The 10,263-nt window shown below is 62.7% G+C and carries 10 protein-coding genes and 1 pseudogene; 6 read left to right on the top strand and 5 right to left on the bottom strand.

Annotation, left to right across the window (positions count from 1 at the left end; translation table 11 throughout):
- Nucleotides 1–2: 2 nt before the first annotated feature.
- Nucleotides 3–851, bottom strand: a pseudogene (locus tag HNQ95_RS20905) (DUF817 domain-containing protein); the annotation flags it as partial.
- Nucleotides 848–1,558, bottom strand: a complete 711-nt coding sequence (locus HNQ95_RS20910) for a pyrimidine 5'-nucleotidase (RefSeq protein ID WP_067965631.1) — start codon at nucleotides 1,556–1,558, stop codon at nucleotides 848–850. The gene HNQ95_RS20910 and the pseudogene HNQ95_RS20905, both read right to left, overlap by 4 nt.
- Before the next feature lie 177 nt (nucleotides 1,559–1,735).
- Between HNQ95_RS20910 and HNQ95_RS20915 the strand changes: the two genes are divergently transcribed.
- From HNQ95_RS20915 to HNQ95_RS20925, 3 genes are all read left to right on the top strand, one after another.
- Complete coding sequence (locus HNQ95_RS20915; RefSeq protein WP_067967133.1) at nucleotides 1,736–2,497, top strand: GGDEF domain-containing protein; 762 nt, start codon at nucleotides 1,736–1,738, stop codon at nucleotides 2,495–2,497.
- Nucleotides 2,498–2,882: 385 nt separating this feature from the next.
- Nucleotides 2,883–4,379, top strand: coding sequence for an MFS transporter (locus HNQ95_RS20920; protein ID WP_246340906.1), 1,497 nt, complete (start codon nucleotides 2,883–2,885; stop codon nucleotides 4,377–4,379).
- A gap of 122 nt (nucleotides 4,380–4,501) precedes the next feature.
- Entirely contained in the window at nucleotides 4,502–5,407 is a 906-nt protein-coding gene (locus tag HNQ95_RS20925; protein WP_182575138.1) for an EamA family transporter, read from the top strand.
- A 4-nt stretch (nucleotides 5,408–5,411) separates the two neighbouring features.
- Here HNQ95_RS20925 and phhA read toward each other — a convergent pair whose 3' ends face one another.
- Entirely contained in the window at nucleotides 5,412–6,245 is an 834-nt protein-coding gene (gene phhA, locus HNQ95_RS20930) for a phenylalanine 4-monooxygenase (RefSeq protein WP_067965626.1), read from the bottom strand.
- Nucleotides 6,246–6,377: 132 nt separating this feature from the next.
- Between phhA and HNQ95_RS20935 the strand changes: the two genes are divergently transcribed.
- Nucleotides 6,378–6,854, top strand: coding sequence for an Lrp/AsnC family transcriptional regulator (locus HNQ95_RS20935; protein WP_067967130.1), 477 nt, complete (start codon nucleotides 6,378–6,380; stop codon nucleotides 6,852–6,854).
- Nucleotides 6,855–6,861: 7 nt separating this feature from the next.
- Here the strand turns inward: HNQ95_RS20935 and HNQ95_RS20940 are convergent, their stop codons facing one another.
- Together HNQ95_RS20940 and argB are read right to left on the bottom strand one after the other, a co-directional pair.
- Complete coding sequence (locus HNQ95_RS20940) at nucleotides 6,862–7,644, bottom strand: DUF1194 domain-containing protein (RefSeq protein WP_182575137.1); 783 nt, start codon at nucleotides 7,642–7,644, stop codon at nucleotides 6,862–6,864.
- 160 nt (nucleotides 7,645–7,804) lie between these two features.
- A complete protein-coding gene (gene argB, locus HNQ95_RS20945) occupies nucleotides 7,805–8,707 on the bottom strand; it encodes an acetylglutamate kinase (protein ID WP_172582946.1) in 903 nt (300 codons plus the stop codon).
- A gap of 178 nt (nucleotides 8,708–8,885) precedes the next feature.
- On the opposite strand from argB, the gene HNQ95_RS20950 reads away from it, so the two are divergent.
- Nucleotides 8,886–9,425, top strand: coding sequence for a sigma-70 family RNA polymerase sigma factor (locus HNQ95_RS20950; protein WP_067965623.1), 540 nt, complete (start codon nucleotides 8,886–8,888; stop codon nucleotides 9,423–9,425).
- Complete coding sequence (locus HNQ95_RS20955; RefSeq protein WP_154385912.1) at nucleotides 9,422–10,153, top strand: anti-sigma factor; 732 nt, start codon at nucleotides 9,422–9,424, stop codon at nucleotides 10,151–10,153. The genes HNQ95_RS20950 and HNQ95_RS20955 overlap by 4 nt, the downstream gene beginning before the upstream one ends.
- Nucleotides 10,154–10,263 lie beyond the last annotated feature (110 nt).

Genomic DNA, 10,263 nt, shown 5'->3' on the forward strand with positions numbered 1-10,263 from the left:
CCGGCGTCCACCGGCAGCGGCCGGTGGACGAGCGTCACCAGCACGAAGGAGATGATCATCAGCAGATACCAGGCGCCGAGCTTCTGGATCGAGACCGGCGTCCAGCCATCGTGCTGGCCGGGATAGATCCAGGCGCGCGACCAAGTGCCGATGTTCTCGGCAAACCAGATGAACAGCGAAACCAGCAGGAAGCCGAGCAAAAGCGGCATGCGGTGGCGGAAGCGGAAGACGCGGTAGTGCACGACGGTGCGGAAATAGAGCAGTGCTGTGACGGCAAACAGTCCGTAGCGGATATCGATGACGAAGTGGTGGGCGAAGAAGTTGACGTAGATCGCCGCGCACAGAAGCATCGTTGCCCATAACGGAGGATAATGCGTGTAGCGCATGTCGAAGATGCGGCTGACGCGGGCGAGGTAGGAGCCGACGGCCGCATACATGAAGCCCGAAAACAACGGGACCGCGCCGATGCGGAACAGGCTGTCTTCCGGGTAGGCCCAGGAACCTGCCTGTGTCTTGAATACCTCCATGGCCGTGCCGACGATGTGGAAGATCAGGATAACCTTGGCTTCCGACGGCTTTTCCAGCTTGAGCGCCAGCATCGCCAGCTGGATGGCGACGGCCGAGAGGAACAGGAAGTCGTAGCGGGCAAGGGCGCCGCCGTCCGGCCACCACAGCTTGGTTGCCATGATCAGCCCCAGCATGGCACCGCCGAACAGACAGGCCCAGGCCTGTTTCAGCCCGAAGACGAGGAATTCGACGACCGCGCCAGAGAGGCCTCCGGCGGGCAGGCGGTCGAGAACGGCATGGGCCGCTGCATCGATCCGCGCCTCGACGGAGGTAAAACGGCTCAAGCGGCGTTGGCCTCGACGATGGTGGTCAGGAAGCTTGCGAGATCGTCGGTGACGTAGTCGACGTCGTCCTCATGGGTCGGATCGCTTTCCCAGATCTCGGAGAAGGTCGGCTCGAAATTGCGCGGCACGATCAAGACCGTGGTCATGCCGAGCGACTTCGGCACCGACAGGTTACGCGCCAGGTCCTCGAACATGACAGCGTTGGCGCCTGTCACCTTGTGCAAGGCGGCGAAGGTCTCGTAGGGCTGGCGCGCCGGCTTGGGCGTAAGCCCTGCGGCGACGATGTCGAAGATGTCGTCGAAATGGTCGAGGATGCCGAGCTGGCGCGCGGTGCGCTCGGCATGGCTGCGGTTGCCGTTGGTGAAGATGAACTTGCGGCCCGGCAATTGGCGGATGGCGGCACCCAGCACCGGGTCCGGCACAAGCCAGGAATAGTCGATGTCGTGGACGTGTTCGAGGAACGCGTCGGGGTCGATGCCGTGACGCTGCATCAGCCCGTTCAGCGTCGTGCCGTACTCCAGATAGAGCTCCTTCTGGAGCTTGCGCGCATCCTCGCGCGACAAGGTCAGAAGCTCCGCGACATAGCCGGTCATCTTCACGTCGATCTGCGAAAACAGATTCGAGTGGTGCGGATACAGCGTGTTGTCGAGGTCGAAGACCCAGTCGGTGACGTGGTCGAAGCGAGCGGGATCGGGTGTGTCGGTCATGCCGCCCTTATGCCACGGTTCGAGAATTTTGGAAGCACCTGCATAAGGCCAGTCTGGCTCTCGACAATGGCCAAAATTCGTTGGACACCAGATTCAACATGGTGGGTCAAATTTTAACTACCGATGAAAGATGACCTTCAGTTGATGCTGGCATTCCAAAGCCGGCAGGGAGTCGAAATGAAAATCGTCGTTCTTAAAACAGCCGCTGTGACCTTGATTTCAATCTTGGGTTCGCTTGCACTGGTCTTGACGATCGTGCCGGCGCTGGGAGGAACAGTTGGCGCCATCGCCTGGCTGATGTGCTTGCTGTGCCCACTGTTCATTGCGCCTCCGCTGGGTTTCTTCACCTTCATGCAGGAGAGGAAGCTCAAGCTTGCCCATGAAGACCTGACACGGGCCCACGCTCAACTCGCCGCCGCCCATCGCCGCCTGTCGGAAAAGGCGAGCCGCGACGAGATGACAGGCATGCTCAACCGCGAGAACTTCTTTGCCGCGCTCGACGGCAGCAGGCGCAAGAGCGATCGCGGCGCGCTGCTGATCATCGACGCCGACCACTTCAAGCAGATCAATGACAGTTTCGGCCACCTGACTGGCGACCAGGCGTTGCTGCAGATCGCTGCCGCCATCACCCGTGGCGTGCGCGGCGGCGACATCCTTGGCCGCATCGGCGGCGAGGAGTTTGGCGCCTTCCTCGTCGGCGCGACGGTTGACGAAGCCAAGCTGGTGGCTGAACGCATTCGCAGCGAGGTCGAGGCACTACGCTTCCAGCCAAGCGACGAGCGTGCCGTGCCGCTGACGGTAAGCATTGGCGGCACCGACTGCGAAGCGGAAGCAAATGTTTCCGAACTCATGCGCAACGCCGACAAGCGCCTCTATGAGGCCAAGCGCCGTGGCCGCAACCGGGCCATCTTCGACATGGGCGTTCCGGAAGCGGCGTAACGGCGTGCAAAACAGTCACACGGTTTGCGACAGGGGCGGTGGCGTTTGCCGTCGCCCATTTTGCTTTTGAGCTCGCCCGTTACCACTCGCTGCGGCGAAGATCCTTCGCGAAGATCGCGGTACATTCCAGCCGACCGAAGGCCAAGAAATGAACATGGGCTTAGACAGCCCGTCGATTCGCCCTACATCGACCGCGTAGGTCTCTGACGCAACCGTCATCGCTGGCGCAACGTTTTCTCTGAATCTGTCGAAACCAGGCGGTTCAGAACGACATACGTCCGCATGCATGATGCGACCTCGAAGCAGATGCCTGCATGGAATCGTTCGGTGGCCTCACGGGCAGTGGCAGTCCAACTGTCGGCTTTCGAAGTCAAAGGAACCGGAAATGACATTTTCCCATAGCTCGCCGGCAACGCCCGAGGACGCCTATCCAAGGCGATGGATTGCGATGGCGATCCTGCTCCTGGCCGGCTTCATGAATCTGATCGACGTGACAATCGTCAATGTTGCCTTGCCACGCCTGCAATCCGGGCTTGGCGCGACAAGCAGCCAGATCGAATGGGTGGTGGCGGCCTATGTGCTGGCCTTCGCGCTCGGCCTGCTGCCGTTTGGCCGGCTTGGCGACGTTGTCGGTCGCAAGCGTCTGTTCCTGATCGGCGTCGCGAGCTTCACCGTGTTTTCGGCGCTGTGCGGCCTGGCGCCGACGATGACGACCTTGATCCTTGCGCGCGTGCTGCAGGGCCTGGCCGGCGCCATGATGATGCCGCAGGTGCTGGCGATCACCCAGGTGATCTTTCCGCCGCAGGAACGTGGCTTTGCCTTCTCGCTCTTCGGCCTGTCGGCGGGCCTTGCTTCCGTCGCCGGTCCTCTCGCCGGAGGCATGCTGATCAGTGCCAACATTTTTGGCCTCGACTGGCGGCCGATCTTCCTGGTCAACATCCCGATAGGCATCATGGCGGTGATTGCCGGCCGGGCGCTCATCCCGGACATGCCTGGACGGCCGGAGCTGACGCAGGATCCGGTCGGCATTCTGATCGCCAGTGCCGCGGTCTTCCTGCTGGTGTTTCCGCTCATCGAGGGTCATGCCTATGACTGGCCGCAGTGGACCTTCGTGATGATCGCACTGTCGATCGGCGCAATGGTCAGCTTCTTCCTGCACCAGAAGTCGCGGGCGAAGGGGGAGAAAAGCCAGTTGCTTCCGGTAGCCCTGATGACCAACGGCAACTTCATGCTCGGCTCGGTGATGACCATGACCTTCTTCTCCGGCGTGGCGGGCTTCTTCCTGGTCCTTGCCGTCTTCCTGCAGACCGGTTTCGGCCTGACGCCGCTGCAGTCAGGGCTGACGACGGTGCCGTTTCCGATCGGCGTGCTGATCGCGTCGCTGATCTCGGGGCGGCTGGGCAGCCGCTGGCCGCAGCGGCGCATCGTTGCCGGCGCGCTGGTCATGGGCATCGGCATGGGCTGGCTGCGTTTTGTCGTCGCCAATGTCGGCGACGCTGTCGACCATTGGAACTTCGTCCTGCCGCTTTTGATGTGCGGCTTCGGCATGGGCATCGCCATCTCGTCGCTGTTCCAGACGGTGCTGTCTACCGTGCCGCCGCGCGATGCAGGTTCGGGCTCGGGCGCCGTGCAGGCCTTCCAGCAGATCGGCGCAGCCCTTGGCATTGCCGTTACCGGACAGATCTTCTTCTCGACCCTGGCCGTCAAGGCGAGCGAGCTTCCGCACATCGCCTTCGTCTCCGCCATGGAGCACGCGCTTGTCTACGAGATGGTGGCATTCGCCCTGGTGGCGGCGATGGTGTTCTTTCTGAAGCCGGCCACCCCGCAAGGCAACCGCGGCCAAAGCGTCGAAGACAGGCAGCCGCTGCCCGTGGAGATGTGACGGGGACGCGCGGTCCGCTGGATCAATGCATCACCCCGAAAATCGATTCCGAATTGCGGGGTGATGCTGTAGACGCGGACATGCGGCCGCTCCGGCCGTCTTCAAGCCGACACTGAACCGACATGCCATTGTGGATCCCCATCACCATTGCCGCCGCCTTCCTGCAGAACCTGCGGTCGGTGGTGCAGAAGCACCTGAAAGGGGTGATGGGCACGACCGGTGCCACATTCGTGCGCTTCGGTTTCGGCTTTCCCTTCGCGCTTGCCTTTGTCGGGGTGCTGCATTTCGTCGTCGGCTACGAACTGCCGGCTCTGAACAGGACGTTCTTTGCCTGGGCGGTGGTCGGCGGCCTGGGCCAGATCGCCGCGACCTTCCTGTTGATCCACCTGTTCTCGTTCCGGAACTTTGCCGTCGGCACCGCCTATTCGCGCACCGAACCGGCGCAAGCGGCGTTGTTCGGGCTGTTGTTCCTCGGCGAACGCGCGACGGCGGGTGCTGTCGCGGCCATTGCCATCAGCGTCTTCGGCGTGATGCTGATCTCTGTCGCCCACACCGCTTTCACCGCGCGAACGCTGGTGACCTCGGTGCTCAGCCGCAACGCGCTTATCGGTCTGGCCTCCGGTACGTTCTTCGGCATTTCGGCGGTCGCCTACCGTGCGGCGTCGCTGGCGCTCGGCGGGCCGAACTTCATGATGCAGGCGGCGGTCACGCTCGCCGTCGTCATCGTCTTCCAGACGCTGATCATGCTGGGCTGGATTCTGTGGAGGGAGCGCGACGAGCTGCCCCGCATCGCCAGGGCCTGGCGGCCGGCGCTGTTCACCGGTCTGGTCGGCGCCTCGGCTTCGTTCGGCTGGTTCATGGCGATGACGTTGCAGCAGGCGGCGATCGTCAAGTCACTCGCCCAGATCGAGATGCTGTTCACCTTCGCGTCGAGTGTCTTCTTCTTTCGCGAGCGCATCAACCGGCTCGAAATAGCCGGTTGTGTGCTGATCGTCGGCGGCATCCTGGTGCTGCTCGCTCTGGGCTGAGAGCCTAGACCGTCGCTGGATCGCGCGGCGGCTCGCCTTTCCAGCGCTTGATGATGCCGGCGAGGTCGCTGTTCTGGAAGGCATCCTTCAGCGTGTCGAAGGACGGCAGCACGAAATAGGCGCGCTGGAATTTGTCGATCTCGTAGGTCGTGCGCATCACCGTTTCGATGTCGAACGGCACCTGGTGCGCATCGGGGCTTTCAACAGCGAATTGCAGCTCGGTGAAGGACGACATCAGGCCGGCGCCGAAGGCCTTCAGCGGCTGGCCGGGTTCCTGCATCAGGCCGTATTCGGCCGTGTACCAGTAGAGCCGGGTGATCATTTCGTCGCCGCCGAGCGCGATCAGATCGGTCGCTTTCTCGCCGTACATCTGCATGAAGTCGCCGAACACCGGCTGGCTCAGCACTGGCACATGGCCGAAGAAGTCGTGGAACATGTCGGGCTCGACGATGTAGTCGAGCTCGTCGCGCGTCCTCAGCCAGTTGGTGACGGGGAAGCGACGGTTGGCCAGGTGGTCGAAGAAGGGTTGCGCCGGGATCAGCCCGGGCACCGCCACGATCTCCCAGCCGGAGAGCTTGCGCAGCTTGTCACTGACGTCATGGAAGTCCGGAATGCGGTCGACCAGGCCGAGCGCCGACATGCCGTCAAGATAGGATTTGTGCGCCAGCCGCTGGGTCAGCCTGGTCTGGCGGTCGCACAGCGTGCGCCACACATCCTGCTCGGCAGCGCTGTAATCGTATTTCTGCTCGACGGTGAAATCCGGACGGCAGACGCTGTAGTCGCCGCGTAGCCCCTGTTCCGCGCACTCCCGTGCATAGTCTTGAACGCTCACGCTCATGTCCGATCCTCCCCGGAAACAGCTTCGATGGAGGAATCATAGGCGCTGGAAGCGAGCGGAATTCACCTCTTTGCGAGCGTTCGATGTTGTTTTGAGGTATATTTACCCAAATCTCCAAAATGGATGGTGAAAATGCCTCAGTTTGATGAGTTCGAGATCAGGATGCTCGACATTCTCCAGCGCGATGGGCGCAAGCCGGTTTCCGAGATCGCGCAGGAGATCGGCCTGTCCAACACGCCATGTGCCCGACGTTTCGAGGCGCTGCAGGACGCCGGCGTCATCAAGGGCTTTTCCGCCCGCATCGGACGCCGCGCCGTCGGCCTCATGGTCGAGGTCTTCGTCCAGGTCAGGCTGGTCAGCCACAGCGACGATTCGCCGGAAAAGTTCATCGCCGCCGTGCAACGCATGGACGAGGTCTCGGCCTGCTGGACGATGACCGGCGACTACGACTTCCTGCTGCATGTCATGGTGCCCAATGTCGACGACCTCAACGCCTTCGTCATGCACCGGCTGATGCGCCTGCAAGGCGTCCGCGACGTCCACACCCAGCTGGTGCTGCAGAACATCAAGGGCCCCGGCCACGTGCCGCTCGCGCATTTGCGGGGCTAGGGGGCGACTAGGGATCGGGATAGGTGAGCGGGTAGCGCTCGCCAACGAGACAATTGACGGGTTTCGAGGCCTGGATCTTCAGCACGCCGGGTGCATCCGCGATGCCGCCGACTTCGAGCACGAGCTTGCGGCGGATGGCCGTGACGAACTCGGATGCGAGGTGGATCGGCAGCACGAACGAGCCCGGCCCGCCGGTGACGCATTCGGCGTAATAGCGGTCGATGTCTTCCAGGCTGCCCGTCGGCCGGACGAGGATCGGCAGGCCGTTGATGACGATGCCCTTTGCAACCGCATTGTTGCGGGCGACCTCTACCGGCGCTCCGAGGTTGTTCGGTCCGTCGCCCGAAATGTCGATGACCTTCTTTTCACCGCGGAAGACATTTTGCTCCAGCAGGTTGGCACCGAACGCCACCGCATTCGAGATCGACGTGCCGCCGGATCCGCCGATGGGCTTGACGGCGAGCTGGGCGGCGAAGGCGTCGGCGCTCGAAGCATCGTCGATGATCTGCCAGGGGATGACCGATTCTGGCCGCACGGTCCCTGCCCACTCGAAATAGGTGACCGCGATACGGCCTCTCGAGCCCGCCAGCACGGCATTGATGAAGTCGGGATGGCGCAGCGCCTTGACGTAGCCGGCACGCTGAAGCGCAAACTCGCCTTCGTCCATCGAACTCGAAACGTCGACGGCCAGCACCAGTTCGACATCCACCGTCCGGTCGTCCACGTCGATGGTCGGCGTGGCAGGCAGTTCGCAACCCGTGCACAGGATCAGCGCCAGCGCAGCCAGCATTGTTCATCGTCCGAGGGACCCGGAGGTCAGTGTGCGTCAACGCGGGGAAAATGAAAGCCGCAACGCTTCAAGGCTTCGTGAATACGAGGCCTGCTCTTGAAACGACAAGGCCGGCAAAAGCCGGCCTGTCTTTGTGCACTGGGCAGGTCAGTCCTGCTGCTTACGGAACGATCAGCGTCCCTGCGCCGTGCTCGGTAAACAGCTCAAGCAGCACCGAATGCGGCGTCTTGCCGTTGAGGATGACGACACCTTCGACGCCGCGCTCGATCGCCTCGATGCAGGTCTCGACCTTGGGGATCATGCCGCCCGAAATCGTGCCGTCCTTGATCAGTGCCTTGGCGTCGGCAACCGTCAGTTCGTCGATGAGTTTCTTGTCCTTGTCGAGCACACCGGGCACGTCGGTCAGGAACAAGAGGCGCGACGCCTTGACGGCACCGGCGATGGCACCCGCAAAGGTGTCGGCGTTGATGTTGTAGGTGTGGCCGTCGCGGCCGGGCGCGACAGGCGCCAGCACCGGGATCATTTCCGAACGGGCCAGAAGGTCGAGCAGCGTGCGGTCGACTTCGACCGGCTCGCCGACGAAGCCGAGATCGATCACCTTCTCGATGTTCGAATCGGGGTCGACCATGGTCTTCTTGGCCTTTTCGGCGAAGACCATGTTGCCGTCCTTGCCGCACAGCCCGATCGCCCACTCGCCTTCGGCGTTGATCAGGGCGACGATCTCCTTGTTGATCGAGCCGGCCAGAACCATCTCGACGATCTCGACGGTTTTCTGGTCGGTGACGCGCAGGCCGCCCTCGAATTTCGATTCGATGCCCATCTTGGTCAGCATGGCGCCGATCTGCGGGCCGCCGCCGTGCACGACGATCGGGTTGACGCCGGACTGCTTCAGTAAGGCGATGTCGCGGGCGAAGGCACGGCCGAGCTCGACATTGCCCATGGCGTGGCCGCCATACTTCACCACGACCGTCTTGTTTTCGTAGCGCTGCATGTAGGGCAAGGCCGCGGAGAGCAGGGCAGCCTGCATTTCGGCGGTGGCGGCGACGTTCGTCGTCATCGGCATGGTCCCGGATAGGTGGAAAAGGTCGGCGCGGTCTTAGCCGGAAACCGGGCAGGGGGCAAATGGTTCGATGGGCTGGCAGGCGTGCTGTTTTGCCGATGCGCTACGGAATGTGGTTGCATGGCGCCCGACGATCTAAACAGCAGTTGCAAATAGTTTTGCGCCACGTAACTTGGCGGGCATGACGCCGCAGGACATCACCAAGCTGATTGTTCGGACCTCGATGAAGGACCGTGCGGCCTTCGATTTGCTCTACCGGCAGACGAGCGCGAAACTTTTTGGCGTCTGCCTGCGTGTATTGAACGACAGGGCAGATGCCGAGGAAGCGCTGCAGGAGGTCTTCGTCAAGATCTGGACGAAAGCGGACCGCTTCGCAGTTTCTGATCTCAGCCCCATTTCGTGGCTCGTAGCAATCGCGCGCAATCATGCGATCGATCGCATACGGGCGCGGCGTCAGGCGCCTCTCGCGATCGACGAGGCGCTCGAGGTCGCGGACCCGGGGCCGGGGCCAGAGGCTGCAGCAGTGGCGGGCGGTGAAGCCGAGCGCATCCATGGCTGCCTGGAGGAACTTGAAAAGGACAAGGCTGCCGCTGTCCGCGGTGCCTATCTCAAGGGGGAGAGTTATAACGAACTCGCGGACCGCCATGGCGTGCCGCTGAACACCATGCGTACCTGGCTGCGCCGCAGCCTGCTCAAACTCAGGGAATGTCTGGAAAGATGACGCTCGCGCAAGACAATGGACCGGAACGTGGAGGCGACGATCTGGTCGCCGCCGAATACGTTCTTGGCGTCCTGCCTGCCGACGAGCGGCGTCAGGCCAGCGCCCGCATCGACGGCGAGCCTGGTTTTGCGCGCATGGTCGATCAATGGGAAGTACATTTCGCCCCGCTCGCCGCGGCCTATCCGGAGATCGAGGCCCCGGCCTCGGTGAAGCCGGCGATCGACCGCAGGCTGTTCTCGGGGACCGCAACGTCGTCGGCACCCAGCGCGCAAGGCTCCGCGGGCTTGTGGGCCAGCCTCGCCTTCTGGCGCGGCCTGGCAACGGCGGCGGTCGCAGCCCTGGCCATCTACATTGCTGTTCCTTACATCAATCCGCCGGCCCAATTGCCGCAGGAGCGCATGGTCGCCTCGCTGGCTGCCGATGGCAGCGACGTCAAGTACATGGCGATGTACGACGCTGGCAGTGGCCAGATCGGCCTTTCGCACGTCTCCGGCGAGCGCGCCACCGGCAGGGATTTCGAACTCTGGATGATCGAGGGCAGCAACGCTCCGGTCTCGATGGGCGTCATCCCGGTCGGATCGACGATCCATATCGACGTCGATCAGGCGATGCGTGACAAGCTAGCCGCAGGCGCCGTGCTTGCCGTCAGCCTCGAGCCGACGGGCGGTTCGCCGACCGGCCAGCCGACCGGACCGGTCGTAGCCGCTGGCGACCTTCGCGACATCTGATCCACGAAAATTTGCCCGAATTCGCCGCGGGCTGAAACTTTTCCCTGCGTTGATCGTAACTATAAGGTTTGCCAAAGCTTAGAGTGAAAGAAAGGAAATATTTCTCTCCA

It is taken from the genome of Aminobacter ciceronei (genome assembly GCF_014138625.1).
GTDB lineage: Bacteria > Pseudomonadota > Alphaproteobacteria > Rhizobiales > Rhizobiaceae > Aminobacter > Aminobacter ciceronei.